General features: G+C 62.0%; 13 protein-coding genes and 2 pseudogenes. 5 read left to right on the top strand and 10 right to left on the bottom strand.

Going from position 1 to position 15,050, the window contains the following annotated elements; genetic code table 11:
• Positions 1-22: 22 nt before the first annotated feature.
• From ACMV_RS19810 to ACMV_RS09590, 4 genes are all read right to left on the bottom strand, one after another.
• On the bottom strand, positions 23-535 hold the full coding sequence (locus tag ACMV_RS19810; RefSeq protein ID WP_013640295.1) for a flagellar basal body-associated FliL family protein: 513 nt from the start codon (positions 533-535) through the stop codon (positions 23-25).
• Between the two features lie 72 nt (positions 536-607).
• The gene (locus ACMV_RS09600) at positions 608-3,721 is read right to left on the bottom strand and encodes an error-prone DNA polymerase (protein WP_013640294.1); all 3,114 of its coding nucleotides are present in this window, start codon (positions 3,719-3,721) and stop codon (positions 608-610) included.
• Positions 3,721-5,022 (bottom strand): Y-family DNA polymerase, encoded by a 1,302-nt coding sequence (locus ACMV_RS09595; protein WP_172637326.1) that lies wholly within the window; start codon positions 5,020-5,022, stop codon positions 3,721-3,723. Before ACMV_RS09595 ends, ACMV_RS09600 begins: the two co-directional genes overlap by 1 nt.
• Positions 4,946-5,542, bottom strand: coding sequence for an ImuA family protein (locus ACMV_RS09590; protein WP_231844330.1), 597 nt, complete (start codon positions 5,540-5,542; stop codon positions 4,946-4,948). Before ACMV_RS09590 ends, ACMV_RS09595 begins: the two co-directional genes overlap by 77 nt.
• Before the next feature lie 168 nt (positions 5,543-5,710).
• Between ACMV_RS09590 and flgF the strand changes: the two genes are divergently transcribed.
• The 4 genes from flgF to flgH are packed head-to-tail and all read left to right on the top strand — an operon-like array spanning position 5,711 to position 9,046.
• Positions 5,711-6,454 carry a flagellar basal-body rod protein FlgF gene (flgF, locus tag ACMV_RS09585; RefSeq protein WP_013640291.1) on the top strand — a complete coding sequence of 248 codons (744 nt, stop codon included), beginning with the start codon at positions 5,711-5,713 and terminating at the stop codon, positions 6,452-6,454.
• Positions 6,455-6,482: 28 nt separating this feature from the next.
• Positions 6,483-7,265 carry a flagellar basal-body rod protein FlgG gene (flgG, locus tag ACMV_RS09580; RefSeq protein WP_007424946.1) on the top strand — a complete coding sequence of 261 codons (783 nt, stop codon included), beginning with the start codon at positions 6,483-6,485 and terminating at the stop codon, positions 7,263-7,265.
• Between the two features lie 10 nt (positions 7,266-7,275).
• Positions 7,276-8,274, top strand: a complete 999-nt coding sequence (gene flgA / locus ACMV_RS19805; RefSeq protein ID WP_013640290.1) for a flagellar basal body P-ring formation chaperone FlgA — start codon at positions 7,276-7,278, stop codon at positions 8,272-8,274.
• 10 nt (positions 8,275-8,284) lie between these two features.
• Complete coding sequence (flgH, locus tag ACMV_RS19800; protein WP_007424944.1) at positions 8,285-9,046, top strand: flagellar basal body L-ring protein FlgH; 762 nt, start codon at positions 8,285-8,287, stop codon at positions 9,044-9,046.
• A 174-nt stretch (positions 9,047-9,220) separates the two neighbouring features.
• Here the strand turns inward: flgH and ACMV_RS09575 are convergent, their stop codons facing one another.
• Both ACMV_RS09575 and ACMV_RS20815 read right to left on the bottom strand, forming a co-directional pair.
• The gene (locus ACMV_RS09575; protein WP_013639729.1) at positions 9,221-10,048 is read right to left on the bottom strand and encodes an IS5 family transposase; all 828 of its coding nucleotides are present in this window, start codon (positions 10,046-10,048) and stop codon (positions 9,221-9,223) included.
• Between the two features lie 102 nt (positions 10,049-10,150).
• Positions 10,151-10,282, bottom strand: a pseudogene (locus ACMV_RS20815) (IS5/IS1182 family transposase); the annotation flags it as partial.
• A 90-nt stretch (positions 10,283-10,372) separates the two neighbouring features.
• Here ACMV_RS20815 and ACMV_RS09570 point away from each other — a divergent pair.
• Positions 10,373-11,416 carry an IS110 family RNA-guided transposase gene (locus ACMV_RS09570; RefSeq protein WP_013640289.1) on the top strand — a complete coding sequence of 348 codons (1,044 nt, stop codon included), beginning with the start codon at positions 10,373-10,375 and terminating at the stop codon, positions 11,414-11,416.
• 241 nt (positions 11,417-11,657) lie between these two features.
• Here the strand turns inward: ACMV_RS09570 and ACMV_RS09565 are convergent.
• The 4 genes and pseudogenes from ACMV_RS09565 to tetH form a co-directional block, all read right to left on the bottom strand.
• A pseudogene (locus ACMV_RS09565) lies at positions 11,658-12,334 on the bottom strand (IS5 family transposase); the annotation flags it as partial.
• A gap of 75 nt (positions 12,335-12,409) precedes the next feature.
• Positions 12,410-13,030, bottom strand: a complete 621-nt coding sequence (locus ACMV_RS09560; RefSeq protein ID WP_267884475.1) for an IS5 family transposase — start codon at positions 13,028-13,030, stop codon at positions 12,410-12,412.
• 174 nt (positions 13,031-13,204) lie between these two features.
• Positions 13,205-14,218: a substrate-binding domain-containing protein gene (locus ACMV_RS09555; protein ID WP_013640285.1), complete on the bottom strand. Its 1,014-nt coding sequence runs from the start codon at positions 14,216-14,218 to the stop codon at positions 13,205-13,207.
• Entirely contained in the window at positions 14,208-15,035 is an 828-nt protein-coding gene (gene tetH, locus ACMV_RS21500; RefSeq protein ID WP_013640284.1) for a thiosulfate dehydrogenase, read from the bottom strand. The genes ACMV_RS09555 and tetH overlap by 11 nt, the downstream gene beginning before the upstream one ends.
• Between the last annotated feature and the right edge of the window lie 15 nt (positions 15,036-15,050).

Raw genomic sequence — 15,050 nt, 5'->3', positions numbered from 1 at the left:
AAGAAACCACCAGATATCGAAGCTATTGGACAATCAGTTCCTGAAAGAGAATATCCTTAACGATTGCCGGAGCGGTCGCGATTTTAACACGATTGATTAAAGCTTCACGTAAGCGATAAGTACCTGAAGCACCGCGCAATTCGTCCGGCCGCATGGCACGAAGATAGGTTTCAAATACATCTACAACGCGCGGCATGTCGGTCATTGCAATTTTTGCTGATTTCGGATCAGCTAATTCTATGGTAGCTTCAAGTTTCACGTATGAATCTTGCCCACTTGGTACATTGAGATTGGCAACAATTTCAGGGACCTTGACATAGACTGGACCGGCCAACTTGTGATGATTTCTCTGCCCGAGAAGATGAGGCAGGATTCCCGTTATCCAGAGACCGACAACCAAAAGCATGATAGCGGCAACAGCCCCACCAATCACAAACAGCTTGCGTCTTGATGACTTGGCTGGCGCTTCCTCGGCCCCGGCTTCAGGCAAAGGGGTATCGGCAGCATTTTTTGCGGCGGTGGGCGTTTTGGCCATTTGTCGTCCTCTGGTCCTGCTCGCGCAGTATCGTGGATGAATGTTAATGAATGGTTATGTTTGGTGTTGCGGTCAGTGAAAATCACGGCTTCGTGGCAGGCTCTTCCTCTGCGGTACCGTGCCGCACGGCTCGGCCTCAGCTGAAGGCCGGTCCAGCGCCTCCAACAGGGCGGAGAGATCGCTCAGTGCTTCGACCAGGACATGCACGATGGCAGCATCCTTCTCGACGCTGCGCTGCACCCGTCCGCGCGCGCCGAGCAGCGATGCGCCGATCACCTGTGTCCGCAGGCTTTCGACCAGGGCCGGCCGGACAATCAGATTGGCGATCCCCGTTTCGTCCTCGATCGTAATGAAAACCGTTCCCCGTGCGCTCCCGGGCCGCTGGCGGATGGTGACGATCCCGGCGAGATCGACGATGCTGCCATCGGCGGCGAAGGCCGTAACGGCCTGGCAGGTCATCATCCCCTCAAGCCTGGGGTGGCCGCGTAGCAAGCCCATCGGATGTGCGCGCAGCGACAGCCCGGTGGCACGATAATCGGCGGCCACGTGGTCCTCGGGTCGCATCGCCGGCAGGTCTGGGGTTCCGCGCGGCGGCGCAGCCAGCGACAGCAGGGGGAAAGAGGCCGGCGGTTCCACAAGGCCGGCCTGCCAGAGCGCGGTACGCCGGTCCATGCCCAGAGATCGCAGGGCGCCGGCCTCGGCAAGCGCTTCGAGCGCGGCTGTCGGCAGCGATGCCAGCGCGGGCAGGCAGATTCGGCCCTCCGCCCGCAGGGCGTCGATCCGTGCGGCCCAGTCCGCCCTGAAGCCCCTGATCATGCGCAGGCCGAGCCGCAGCGCCCCGCTTTCCACCGTGCAGTCCCACGAACTCGCCGCTACATCGGCGGCGCGGACGGCGATACCATGCTCGCGTGCATCGCGCACGATCTGCGCCGGCTGATAGAACCCCATCGGCTGGGCGTTCAGCAGGGCAGCGGCGAATTCCGCCGGGTGGTAGCATTTCAGCCATGCTGAGACATAGACCAGGTGCGCGAAGCTCGCGGCATGGCTTTCGGGAAAGCCGTAGGTGCCGAAGCCCTCGATCTGGCGGAAGCAGCGTTCCGCGAAATCGCGCTCATGGCCGCTCGCGATCATGCCCTCGATCATCCTGTTGAAGAACCGCTCGATCGTACCGGGACTGCGGAAGGTTGCCATGGCGCGGCGCAGTTCGTTGGCTTCGCCGGGCGTGAAGCCTGCCGCCTCGATGGCGATCCGCATCGCCTGTTCCTGGAACAGCGGCACGCCGAGCGTCTTGCCGAGGACGGAGCGCAGGGCGGGCGAGGGCATGTCCGGCGCTTCCAGCCCGTTCCGCCGCCGCAGATACGGATGCACCATATCCCCCTGGATCGGCCCCGGCCGGACGATCGCGACCTCGATCACCAGGTCGTAGAAGGCGCGCGGCCGCAGCCGCGGCAGCATGTTCATCTGCGCCCGGCTTTCCACCTGGAACACGCCGAGCGCATCTCCCCGGCTCAGCATGTCGTAAACGCGCGGGTCCTCGCGCGGCACGTCGGCCAGATCGGCGATGCCCAGCATGGCGAAGCACTTGCGGATGCAGGTGAGCATGCCCAGCGCCAGCACGTCGACCTTCATCAGCTTTAGCGCGTCGATATCGTCCTTGTCCCATTCGATGAAGCTGCGCCCCGGCATGGCGGCCGGGCCGACCGGCACGATCTCGTCGAGCCGGGTGCGCGTCAGCACGAATCCGCCGACATGCTGGGACAGGTGCCGCGGCAGGTCGACCAGCTCGCGCGCGAGGCCGATGGCGCGCCGCAGGTCCGGCGCGGCCGGATCGAGCCCGGCCTCGCGCAGCCGGGGATCGGACCACAGCGCATCGCCCGGATTCCAGCTCTGCGCCGCCAGCGTCTCGATCGTCGCTGCGTCGAGGCCGAGCGCCTTGCCGACATCGCGGATCGCGCTGCGCGACCGGTAGTGGATCACTGTTGCCGCGATTGCCGCCCGCGCGCGGCCGTAGCGGCCGTAGATATACTGAATGACCTCCTCGCGCCGCTCATGCTCGAAATCGACGTCGATATCCGGCGGCTCGCCCCGCTCGGCCGAGACGAAGCGCTCGAACAGCAGGTCGATCTCGGCGGGATCGACCGCGGTGATGCCGAGCGCGTAGCAGACCGCCGAATTCGCCGCCGACCCGCGCCCCTGGCAGAGGATCCCCTGTCGCCGGGCAAAGCCGACGATATCGTTCACGGTCAGGAAATAGCGCGCGTAACCGAGCCGGGCGATCAGGTCGAGCTCGCGACGGATCGTCGCCGCGATCGCCACCGGCACGCCGCCGGGATAGCGGATCGCCGCCCCCGCCCAGGCGAGGTCGGCGAGATGCGCATCTGGCGTCCTGCCGGGCGGCACCGGCTCGTCGGGATATTCGTAGCGTATGTCGCCGAGCGTGAAGCCGACCGCATCCAGAATCTCTGCCTGCGCCGCGATCGCCGCCTCATGGCCGCGGAACAGCCGTGCCATCTCGTCCGCCGGCTTGAGATACCGCTCGCCATGCGGCTCAAGGCGCAAGCCGGCTTCGGCGATCGTGCAGCCATGGCGGATGCAACGCATCACGTCCTGCAACGGCCGGCGGGACGGCGCGTGATACAGAACGTCGTTCACCGCCACCAGCCGCCGCCGCCGTCCGGCCAGCGCGGCGAGCGCCTCCAGCCGCGCGGCGTCGTCCGGCGCATAGCGGCGCGCCGCCCCGAGCCAGACCGGGGCGCCGAAGCCCGATATGCGGTCGAGGCTGGCGGCGAAGGCGGCATCGGGCCAGGGCGGCGGCATCACGATCAGCGCCATCCCGGCCGCGTGGTCCTCCAGATCATCGAGGCGAAGGCGGCAGCCGCCTTTCGCCGCCCGCCCCTTGCCGAGGCTGAGCAGCCGGCAGAGCCGCCCCCAGCCCTCGCGGTCGCGCGGATAGGCGATGACGTCAGGGCCATCCTCGAAGCCCAGCCTGCTGCCGACCAGCAGCCGCAGCCCGCCTTGCTTCGCCGCGACATGCGCGCGCACCACGCCGGCGACCGTGTTCCGGTCCGCGATGCCCAGCGCCGCATGGCCAAGATAAAGTGCCTGGTCGACCAGTTCCTGCGGGTGCGACGCACCTTCGAGGAAGCTGAACGCGCTGGCGGCGGCGAGTTCGGCGTAGGCGGGCATCAGAACACCCCGTGGATGAACCATCGCGGCGGCCGCGCCCCGCCATGCAGCCCGGCGCGGAACACCCAGAAGCGGCGCCCCGTCTCATCCTCGATCGCATAATAGTCGCGCAGCATCTCTGCCTCGGCGCAGCCGGCGGCCTCGCGCGGTTCGTGCCGCCACCACTCCCGCGCGATCCGCTCCGGCCCGGTGGCGCGGGCGATGCGATGGCTCGCTCCGCGCCATCGCATCAGCCGCGGCGGATCGTCGGGTACCGGCGCGATTACCTCGATCCGCTCGGGCCGGACGAACAGCCGGACCGGCCGCGGATGCCCGGCGGGTGGCCAGCCTGGCGGCGGCTCCGTTACCGGAATCCGGCGCATCGCGCGCTCCGGCACATGGCTCGCCACCGGCGCCAGCCGCGACAGCCGGGCCCGGCCGGCCATCAGGTCGAAGGTGCGGGCGTGATCCGGCCGCACAGCGCCGCCCAGCTCCGGCTGCCCGGCCGGCAGCGACGCCACCTCCCCCTCGATCTCCAGGCCTTCCACGCCGAATCCCGGATCGACCCGGTTCAGAAGCTCGGCCAGTAGCCGACAGATATGCGGCGCATCGCGGGCGGGGGCGGCGAAGCCGATCGTCTCCCCGATCACCCGCGCATCGACCCGCCGGAACCTGACCCGCAAAACCGTCAGCCCGCATTCGGCTGCCTCCAGCCTGTCGCAGAGCCGGATGACGAGCCGTGTGAGCGCCGCGCGGAGCTGTTCGGCCGTCAGCAAGGGGTCGTGATGTGATTCAGCCTCGCGCCACGCGGCCGGCGGCGGCAGGAAATGCAGCGGCTCCGCGACCCGTCCGTGCAGCCGGTCGAGCCTGAGCAGCAGGTCTTCCCCGAAACCGGCCCGGATCTCGCCGCGCGAGAGGCGCGCCAGCGCATCGATCCGTCTGATGCCCAGCCGGTGCAGTCGCCGCGCCACCGGCGCGTCCAGCCCGAGTGCTGTCACCGGCAGATCGTCGAGTCTGGCGCCCGCCGTCATGCCGTGCCGCGCCAGCGCCCGTGCCGCCGCTGCGGTGGCGCCGATCGCCACAAGGGCACCGGGCAGCATGGCGCCGATCCGCGCGCACAGCTGCGCCTCGCCGCCAAAGAGATGGGCACAGCCGGTGATGTCGAGCAGAAGACCATCCGGCGGGTCCAGCGCCACCAGTGGCGTGAAGGCCTGGCAGCGCAGGGCGAGCCGCGCGAGGGTCTGCTCAGCCGGCGCGTCTGAGAGGTTGCTGGCGGGCAGTCCCGCCGCCAGCCAGATCGAAAGCATACGTCGCGCCGTCATGGCCCAGCTCTAGGCCGAAGGAGCCCGGCGGCACGCCGTGCGCATGCAGCAGCTCGGCTCGCCAGCGCCGCGCGCCATCCGGCCCCGAGGGTTCTGCGCCAATCCGCCATCTCGTCGCGAACGCATTAGAGTCACTTGCCTTTCCCATATTCAGCACCAGCCCGACAGCCTGGCCCCGCCGTGCCGCCAGCGCGAGGCGGCGCACTGCGAGGCGGGAGATCCGCGCCACCGGCCCGGCCGCATGTAGGCCGCCGGCCAGGGCGGTTTCGAGCAGCGCCAGTCGGTCCTCCTCCCGCTCCGCCTCGGCCATGACGAGCCGGCCGGGATCGAGCGCCAGCCCGGCAAGCCCTGGCGGGTAGAGATCGATCGAACTGCCGACCCAGCAGATCGGCGCCCCCCGCGTGCGGCCGAGCAGCAGGGCCGCGAAACTCACGATGGATTGATCGCCGGCGATTTCATGCACAGTCCCCGGTCGGATCTCCGGGGACTGCAGACCGGAAAAGAGCGCCACACTGGTCATGATCTTGTCCTTTGTTCTTATTTTGTTCTTTTTTAGGGCGGCGTCAATCCGGGTATCGCGATGGCGGCTGGGCGAATTTATTCCGCCGCTTAGCGGTTCATTAAGCTTTCAGCGCCATTCTCGCCATGCACGACCGCTCGTGATGTCCCAAAAGGGTGACAGGACAGGATGCAAAACACCAGCACGATCATTCTTTCGCGCATGCTCACGGCATCGCGCAATGTCGACGTGATCGCGAACAACATCGCCAACGTCTCGACGCCCGGCTACGAGTCGATGCATCTCGCCTCTACGACCTGGCTTGATCACATGCGCAATGTGACAGCGCCTCCCGGCGGATCGACGCTTGCCTACACACAATCGAACGGGACCTGGCGTGATGAACGGCCAGGCGCGATCCGCAACACAGGTAACGCTCTCGACCTGGCTCTGCCCGGCGGCGGCTATTTCACTGTGCAGACCCCGAACGGCCCCCGCCTGACCAGAGACGGACAGTTCAACCTGATGCCGGATGGCACAATCGCCAACGCCAACGGATACAGTCTGCTCAGCACGAACGGCCAACCCATCACCGTACCACCGCAGAGCGGCACTCTGACAATTGCTGCCGACGGTACGATCAGCACACCACAAGGCATTATCGGGCAGGTCGGCGTCGTGACCGTCCCCGATCAGCAGTCGCTGACAGCGCAAGGCAGAAATCTCTTCAAGGCCTCGACAACCCCGATTCCCGATCCCAATCCACAGATCGTGCAGGGGGCCATCGAAGAATCCAATGTCCAACCGGTTGTCGAGATCACCAACATGATCCAGGCCAGCCGGAACTACGAGATGCTTGCCCAGTTCCTCGCTTCCGAGAAGAACCGTAGCCAGACCGCCATCTCCCAGATTCTGGGTGCGACGACCAGCTGATACCCACTCCCCCGACAGGAAAGCAAGAATGCGCGCACTCGACATCGCGGCAACGGGCATGCAGGCCCAGCAGACCAATGTGGAAGTCATTTCCAACAATATCGCAAACATGACGACCACGGGCTACAAGGCCCAGCGAGTCGCCTTCCAGGACCTGCTCTATCAGGATCTGCGGCGCGCTGGCTCGAACAGTTCGGATGCGGGCACGATCGTTCCTTCCGGCACCCAGATCGGCCTCGGTGTGAAGACTGCTGCAATCTACCGGATCGACCAACAGGGAAACCTTCAGCAGACGAACAACACGCTTGACATGGCGATCTCCGGTAATGGGTGGTTCCAGGTCACCCTTCCTTCCGGCCAGACGGCCTATACGCGCGACGGTACGTTCGGCCTGTCGCCAAACGGCACGATCGTTACCGCAGACGGTTATGTCGTCCAGCCTGGCATCCAGATTCCGACCAATGCAACGAATGTCACCATCAATGCTTCAGGTCAGGTCCAGGTTTCGCTCCCCGGCCAGACGGCCCCGCAAACGGTGGGACAGTTGCAGCTCGCCGTCTTCCCGAACGATGCCGGTCTCGCCGCGCAGGGCGGTAACCTCTTCCTGCAGACTGCGGCCTCGGGAAATCCAGTTACAGGCGCTCCCAGCGCTCCGGGCTTCGGAACAGTCATGCAAGGCTTTGTCGAGAATTCGAATGTGAATGTCGTCAGCGAAGTCACAGATCTCATAACCGCCCAGCGGGCTTATGACATGAACAGCCAGGTTGTCACCGCAACAAACCAGATGCTGTCTACACTGACACAACTCTGAGGATCGCAAAATGCCTCGTTCAACCGGATATGCGGCCATGGTCATGTCTATCATGGCCAGCCTCGTCGCGCGTACCTCCCTGGCCGCACCATCGCCTCGAGGGATCGTTTCAATAGATCGTCCGGTTGTCGAACTTCAGGATCTCTTCAACGATGCAGGCTCGCATGCCAAGGACGTGCTGGGGTCAGCTCCTGCGCCTGGCCAGAGAATCGAAGTCGGCGGTACGCAACTTGCAGCGATCGCACACCAATATGGCCTCAAATGGAAGGACGACGGCTCTGATAACGCCGTGGTTATCGAGAGGTCAGGCATTCCCGTCAAGCCGTCCTTCATCATCCGGGCACTGCGCCCGCTGTTGTTGGGCGCAGACGCACCGAACCACTTCGTTGTGCAACTCGGTACGACCAACTTGCCGATGGTTCCACCCGGAACAAGACCACATGTCGTCGTAAACAATATTCGCTATGATCAAGTGAACGGGCAGTTCGATGCCGTTGTTCTTCTAAATGCCCGAGGAATGAAACCGGAAAGCTTCGAGCTCTCAGGTATCGCTGCACAGGCAGAGCGCGTAATTGTCGCTCGCCGCACCCTGGAACCGGGAGAGATCGTCACGATCAACGACGTGAAGATGTCTTGGGTGGCCCGAGCTGCGCTGCCTCAAGGCACATTAACCCAAGCCGCGGATGCTCTGGGCATGCAGGTTGACCGTCGGATTGCTGCCGGAACCCCTCTCAGCAAAAGGGTTGTTGCGCAGGTCATGATGGTAAACCGAGGAGCAACAGTAAACCTCGCAGTGGAAATGCCAGGCCTTGAAGTAACGGCCGAGGGCGTTGCCCTGGCTGCTGGCCCGAAAGGCGCCGTGATTCCAGTTCTGAATCCGAGTTCACACGAGGTGGTACAGGCTGTGATAGACGGTGAAAATCACGCTCACGTCATCCCTGGCAGCCGCCCAATGCCTCAGAGCGGGACAATTTCTTATTATAACCGCATGGTAGGACAAAGTGGCTGAGCTTTCCAAAATGGTTTGCGCGGGAAGCCGTCGACACCTCTTCCGGCTTGCAGCCTTCGGCCTTGTATCCCTGCTCGAAGGTTGCGGCACCTTCTCCAATCTTGCCTATGTTGGCCATGCGCCGCCGATGACGCCGATCACGAATCCGACAAAGGCACCATCATGGCGTCCGGTGAGCATGCCGATGCCGCCGCTCAGACGAGCACCAACGGAACCTGATAGCTTATGGCGCCGTGGGGCGCGTGCCTTCTTCAAGGATCAACGAGCTTCGCAGGTGGGTGACATCATCACCATCTTGATCAATATCAACGATGCCGCAACTTTGAAGGATCAGACCACACTTGGACGTACAGGCTCAGAATCCCTGGGCGTACCAAATCTTTTTGGCCTGGAGAGTCTGATTCCCCGTGTTCTGGGCAAATCGGTAAACCCATCGAGTCTGGTGTCTCTTTCCAGTGCAGGCAACTCGACCGGAACCGGGCAAATTCAGCGAAACGAATCAGTTTCTTTGTCCTTAGCGGGCGAGATCACGCAAGTATTGCCAGATGGTAATTTTGTCGTGGTAGCCCGGCAAGAGATGCGTGTGAATCACGAACTACGCGTTCTGACTGTTTCAGGTATTTGTCGTCCACAAGACATTTCAGGAAATAATACAATACAATCCAATCAGTTGGCGGAAGCCAGAATTTCGTATGGCGGCCGAGGTATTGTAAGCGGTGAACAATCACCGCGATATGGTCAGCAGGTTCTGGACGATATTGTTCCGTTCTGATTGTCCATCTGAAAGCATTTTGAATTTCTGTATTTATTTATAGACGGATATTAAAATATAATTTAACAATTTCAATGGGTGATGACTCGGTTCGTTTTCGCAGACCGACGCTATCTGTCTTTCGGTATGGAATAAGTGGTCTGCCTCAGAGCCCGAATCTGAATGGTAGTGTGGCTATCTGTGACGGGCGATTTTTCGTGTGATCAGGCGGATATGTGCGAGGAAGAGCCATGCGGTGGCGCTGATAACGGTGGCTTCGAAATCCTTTGCGAGGCGCCGGCATCTGCCGAGCCAGGCAAAGGTTCTCTCTACCACCCAACGTCGCGGCAGAAGTTCGAACCCGCTGGCGGCGTCGGAGCGCTTGACGATCTGTATGGTCCATTTGCCGATTTTGGCGAGGCGTCCATTGAGTTTGGGACCGGCATAGCCGCCGTCGGCGAATACGTGCCGCAACCAGGGATACAGGGATTTGACGGATTTGAGCACGTCGGGCGCCCCATCCCGATCCTGAATACCGGCATGATGAACGATCGCACCGACGAGGTGGCCGATTGTATCGGTGACGATGTGGCGCTTGCGTCCCTTGATCTTCTTTCCGGCATCGAACCCGCGCGGCCCGCCAGCCTCGGTGGTCTTGACCGACTGGCTGTCGATCACACCGGCTGTGGGAGACGCCTCTCGTCCGGCTATTTCCCGCGCCTGCATGACCAAGACGTGATTGATGCGATCGAACGTGCCGTCGCGACAGAAGCGGTAGAAATAGCCCTGCACAGTGGTGAACGGCGCGAATTCCTTCGGGATCTGCCGCCACTGGCAACCGGTCGACAGCATGTAGAAGATGGCCTCCACAATCCTTCGCAGTGCCACCGTTCGGGGCCTGCCTCGATGCGGCGGCAAGGGCATGAATGGTTCGATCAAGGCCCATTCGGCGTCGGTGAGGTCGCTTGCGTAGCGCAATCCGGCCCGGCAATATCGTTGCCGAGCGGTTTCAGTCCAAGCCATTGCGAATCCGTCTGTTGTTGCAAACCGACAGAATCACAACCTACTGAAATCGCTCAACTATCTTTTTCGGTCCGGCTCTCAGAGTCCATTTCGAATCTTTTTTCAACGAGCCAACCTGCGTAGCAAGAGGATGCTGGAGGCGGCGTAGAGGAAGGTTTCAGCGCTTTCGATGCTTGCCTCGAAGTCCTTTGCCAGCCGCCTGTTGCGATTGATCCAGGCGAAGAACCTTTCGACATGCGGTGATCGCGATCCGGCGGTTTGATCTGTCAAACTGGGGCGCGAAGCGAGCGGGTGGTCCGCTTGTTGGAGCCGAGGGAGGCAATCATGGCGCACTACGCAGGACTGGACATTTCGGACAAAGACACCGCCATTCACGTTGTGGACGACAACGGGAAGCTGGTCTGGCGGGGCAAGAGGGCCAGCGAGCCGGACGTGCTCGCCGCGGCCCTGCGCCGGCATGCGCCCGAACTCGTTCGGGTCGGGCTCGAGACCGGACAGTTGGCGCCGTGGCTCTACCATTCGCTCAAGGACCTCGGTTTTCCGGTGATCTGCCTCGATGCGCGCCATGCACGCGTGGCGACAGCGTTGCAGCGGAACAAGACTGACGCACACGACGCTGAAACTTTGGCGCAGTTGGTCCGGACTGGCTGGTATCGGGAGGCTCGTGTGAAAGGCTGGGCCGCACACGCCATGCGCCGTCTGGTCGGTGCCCGTTCGCAACTCGTCGGCATTTCCATCGATTTGTCGAACCAGATCCGCAGTACGCTGAAGACGTTTGGGCTGAGGGCGACTGGCGGGGCCGGACGCGTCTTCGAAGCGAAGGTGCGCATCGCGCTGGAGGGCCGGCCCGAGGTCGCCGGCGTGGTCGAGCCGTTGCTTGCGGCCTGGCGCGCCGTCCGCGATCAGGTCGCCGTACTCGACCGCAAGCTGATGGCCGCGGTCAAGGCCGACCCGACATGTCGGCTGCTGATGACCTGTCCGGGTGTCGGCGTAGTGGTTGCCGCGAGCTTCAGCGCCGCCGTCGAGGCCCCAGCGTATTTCCGGCACTCACGCTCGATCGGCGCCTATCTCGGACTTACGCCCCGACGCAACCAGTCCGGCGAAATCGACCACAGCGCCGGCGTGTCCAAGCGCGGGGACCGGTTGCTGCGGAGCTACCTGTTCGAGGCGGCTGCCTCGCTGCTGGTGCGGGTGCAAAGCTCATCAGCATTGAAAACATGGGGGCTGGCACTCGTGCAACGACTTGGTTTCAAGCGGGCAGCCGTTGCCGTCGCCCGTAAGATCGGCGTTGTGCTGCACGCCATGTGGAAGTCCAACAAGCCGTTCGAGGCTTGGCACGGCGCAACACCCAAGACCCGAGCAGCCTGACGGTTTCGCCAGTTTACTGAATCCGCCCCTCAGGCGGACGCAGGCGTCCTCGCCGGACGCGACGAGGCTACCCCGAGTTGGGTCTTGCTGCCGGACTATCCGGACCGCGCTCTCGACATGGTGGGCCTCGCCTTCGAAAAGCATGTTGCGGCGACCAACGAGGGTCGACCCCGGAAACAACCAAGATCCGGCGATGATGCAGCGAGCTGCAAGAAAGGAGTTGACAGGTCAGTCGCGATCAAACAACCCACCGGCGGGTGATGACGGCGAAGCCAACCTGTCTGTCGGCCTTGCGCACCACCTCGATGCGGATTGGGCTGGCGTCGGCGACGCGGGGCCCGGCATAGCCGCCATCTGCGTAGCCCAGCGCCACGAACGGCCAACTCGCACGCGACGCACGGAGCAGCGGCCCAGCCCCGTCACGATCCTGAATGGCGGCCGAATGGGCATGCAGCTTGAGCGCCGGGCCGTCGGTATCGACCATCGCGTGGCGCTTGCGGCCCTTGATCTTCTTCCCCGCGTCGTAATCCCGGGTCCCACCACTCTCGGTCGTCTTGACGCTCTGACTGTCGATCACTGCCGCCGTGGGCTCGCCTCCCGACCCGCCCGTTCGCGGTCCAGCATCACCAGATGATGGTTGATCCGCTCCCAGGTGCCATTGTCACGGAAGCGTGCAAACCAGCGATAGGCCGCGGGCCATGGCGGAAAATCCTTCGGCAAGAGGCTCCAGGCAATCCCGCCTCGCAGGACGTAGAAGATCGCGTCGACAATCTCGCGCATCTCCCACTTCCGACGCCGGCCGCATAGGCGCGGCGTGGGCAGAAACGGCGACAGGAGCAGCCATTCCGCGTTGGTCACGTCACTTCCATAGCGTAGTCCACTGCGGTTACGCTGCACACGGGTGGTTGGCGTCCACATGGTGTCTCCGGCAAGGCTTTGAACACCTGCCCGGAATCATATCCGGCCCAACTATCCAACCCCTCATCAAAACCGTTACACATCCATTCCGAAATGGCCTTTAAGGCGGCCGAACATGTTTTCGATGTGGTGGCGTGGGCGGCAGGGCGTCTTGTCGTGAGGCAGCGGCTCTTTCCCTCTCCTGATTGATGGAATGCAGGGCGTGAAGCCGCGTTCGAGGAGGGCCGCGCGGAAAGCATTGCTGTTGTAGCCGCGATCGGCGAGCAGTTCGCGGGCCGACGGCATGGCGGACAGCATCATCGCCGCGCCTTTGTGATCGCTCATCTGGTCTTCGGCCAGAAGCAACATGATCGAGCGGCCCTGTCCGTCGCAGACGGGGTGAAGCTTCGAGTTCAGGTCGCCCTTGGTGCGCCCGATAGAGCGTCGACAAGCCCCCTTTTGAAGCAGACTGGCCGCGGTGCGATGCGCCTTCAGATGAGTGGCGTCGATCATCAGCCGTTCCGGCGTGCCGGCTTCGGCCGCCAGGGCCGCGAAGATGCGGCTGAACACGCCAAAGGCGGCTCCAGCGGATGAACGATTGTAGAGCGTCTTCGGCGGCCCGTAGCCGCTTGGCGCATCCTTCCACTGCAGGCCATGCGGGATCACGCAGATCATCCCGCCGACCCCCCGCCCGTCATCTATCGGCGCTTGCAGCAACGCAAGTTAGCCACCTAAAATCCAACCCAGATGAGGCCTTCTCTTTCGTATCGCACCCCAAACTTTGCGCCAAATGTTTCGACAACGGACAAGCCAGAAATGGCCCGCCACGTTCCACGCCCTCCGTAGGGCCTTGAATCAAACGCGCCGTAGTCATGGAAATAGGTGCAGAACTCAAACCCTCTTGTACTGTTTGAATCCATAATGCTCGAAAATCTTCAGCGCTGCTGGTGACTGAATAAATGACAACCAAGCCTTTGCTGCATGCGGATGAGGAGCATTCTTCACCATCGCGCCACCGTAAATAGCGGTCGTGTTGTAACGTGCCGGCAGATCGACATGGCTGATCGGATGACCAATCTCTTCCTGAAAGATTGCCTCTGATTTCCAGGTTACGCCCGCATCAGCAAGACCTTGCATCAAAAACAACGGCGTCTGCCGGTGGTGGATATGTGTGAGAAGCGTCGTGCCATTCTTGACTCCAGTGTTGTAAATCTCATGTTCGAGCTTCTTGCCACCAGCTTTTCGCAAACTAGCCTCAATCTGACGGGCAATACCTTCAAAAGCAGGATTTGGCATCGCCACCTTCACGCCTTTGCGTGCGAGATCTGCAAGATCCCTGATGTGGTCAGGATTCCCCTTCGGCACCATGATCGTAAGGTCATTCGTCGCATAGGCCACCGCCGGCGCCGTCAGCCTACCAGCAGCGATCAGCGACTTTACCTTCTTCAGGCCTGCGAGATAAGCGTCGGGCTTAGCGGTAAAGCTCATATTGCCGATCATGAATCGCCCGTCCGCATTCATGGCCTTAATCAACATTCCTGGCGGGATGGTGACAACGAAGACCTTCCCCAAGTATTGGGGGTTTTCTTTCTCAAACATCTTCACCAGTGGAGCGACGGCGAAATAGTAGTTACCACCGATATACAGAACGAGCCTAGGATGATCGACATCGCCATGGAAATCGGCAACGTCGTCCACTTCCGGAATGGTGAATACAAAGCCCTTGTTTACGGTGTCGTTGTTGGCGCCGCCTTGCCAGGGCGGGAAGATGGCACCGCGATATTGTGGCGGCTGAACCTTGCCACGCCACCCCGTGTCGTGCGGCGACGTGGCGTGGGCAAGGCCTGCACCGGCCAAAAGGACGAACAAGCCCGTCGCGACCGCTTTTATATGCCTATTTCGCATACTGAAATCCTGCGAGTTCGAATTGGGGAATCGTCCCAACTATACCAGGTGTTAGTATGGCCCCGGGGATCAGATGATTGGTGAACTCGGCGGCGAGCTGCTCATGGGAAAGCTTGTCGGGATTAATGCCCCTTTTGAGCACAGCCATCGTGAGTTCCCACACTTCGTTATGGCATGCGCAGAATACGGCGCCGCGCCGTTGCAGCACGACGATAGAGTTGTCGTGCGGGGAAAAGACTCCCTTCGGATCGTTGAAGCTGGAGGCCGGCGAACTAGCCGCCGACGGCTCTTCGATCCAGATGTTCGATGAGAATTTTCCGCCGGTAAAACTGGATAAGTATTTTTTCCAGATATAGTTGTCATAGAGTGCGAGATGGGCGCTTCCGTGGGTGGCCGATACGGCGATAAAGTTCGGATGCTTCCAGGACCAGATCTGCGCATTCATAGCGTTTCGCATCAAGTTGAGCCACGGACCGGTAAGGTCTGTGTTGTCCCAGATCTGTTTCGGACCGGCCGCATAGGTAAAAAGGATATGTAGAGCTTCACTGTCCCATTGATCGGAATTTGTCAGGATCATTGGCACGGATTTGTAATTCCGCCGACGGGGCGCCTTGGCAAGGGCCGCAGCCAAAGCTCTGAGTTTTTTACTCTCTGGTGTGATCAGGTTCGGTGGAGGCGCCGAATTCGCAGCTTCGGCCGCGGGCATGATCATGGCGCCGATGACGGCTGTTCCGACACCTACCGCGGGTAGGGAGAGGGCAGTACGTCGGCTGAGTTGGAGGGATGAATCCCGTTCAGTCTGGCCAGTGTCAGACATTCCGTGCTCCTTTGC

The organism is Acidiphilium multivorum AIU301, from assembly GCF_000202835.1.
Lineage (GTDB): Bacteria > Pseudomonadota > Alphaproteobacteria > Acetobacterales > Acetobacteraceae > Acidiphilium > Acidiphilium multivorum.
The sequence above is the reverse complement of the archived record's forward strand: the minus strand, read 5'-3'. Positions and strand labels throughout refer to the sequence as shown.

Coding starts and splice junctions, on each gene's coding strand:
- ACMV_RS19810 (WP_013640295.1), bottom strand. CDS start 535: ATGGCCAAAACGCCCACCGCCGCAAAAAATGCTGCCGATACCCCTTTG.
- ACMV_RS09600 (WP_013640294.1), bottom strand. CDS start 3,721: ATGCCCGCCTACGCCGAACTCGCCGCCGCCAGCGCGTTCAGCTTCCTC.
- ACMV_RS09595 (WP_172637326.1), bottom strand. CDS start 5,022: ATGACGGCGCGACGTATGCTTTCGATCTGGCTGGCGGCGGGACTGCCC.
- ACMV_RS09590 (WP_231844330.1), bottom strand. CDS start 5,542: ATGACCAGTGTGGCGCTCTTTTCCGGTCTGCAGTCCCCGGAGATCCGA.
- flgF (WP_013640291.1), top strand. CDS start 5,711: ATGCAAAACACCAGCACGATCATTCTTTCGCGCATGCTCACGGCATCG.
- flgG (WP_007424946.1), top strand. CDS start 6,483: ATGCGCGCACTCGACATCGCGGCAACGGGCATGCAGGCCCAGCAGACC.
- flgA (WP_013640290.1), top strand. CDS start 7,276: ATGCCTCGTTCAACCGGATATGCGGCCATGGTCATGTCTATCATGGCC.
- flgH (WP_007424944.1), top strand. CDS start 8,285: ATGGTTTGCGCGGGAAGCCGTCGACACCTCTTCCGGCTTGCAGCCTTC.
- ACMV_RS09575 (WP_013639729.1), bottom strand. CDS start 10,048: ATGGCTTGGACTGAAACCGCTCGGCAACGATATTGCCGGGCCGGATTG.
- ACMV_RS09570 (WP_013640289.1), top strand. CDS start 10,373: ATGGCGCACTACGCAGGACTGGACATTTCGGACAAAGACACCGCCATT.
- ACMV_RS09555 (WP_013640285.1), bottom strand. CDS start 14,218: ATGCGAAATAGGCATATAAAAGCGGTCGCGACGGGCTTGTTCGTCCTT.
- tetH (WP_013640284.1), bottom strand. CDS start 15,035: ATGTCTGACACTGGCCAGACTGAACGGGATTCATCCCTCCAACTCAGC.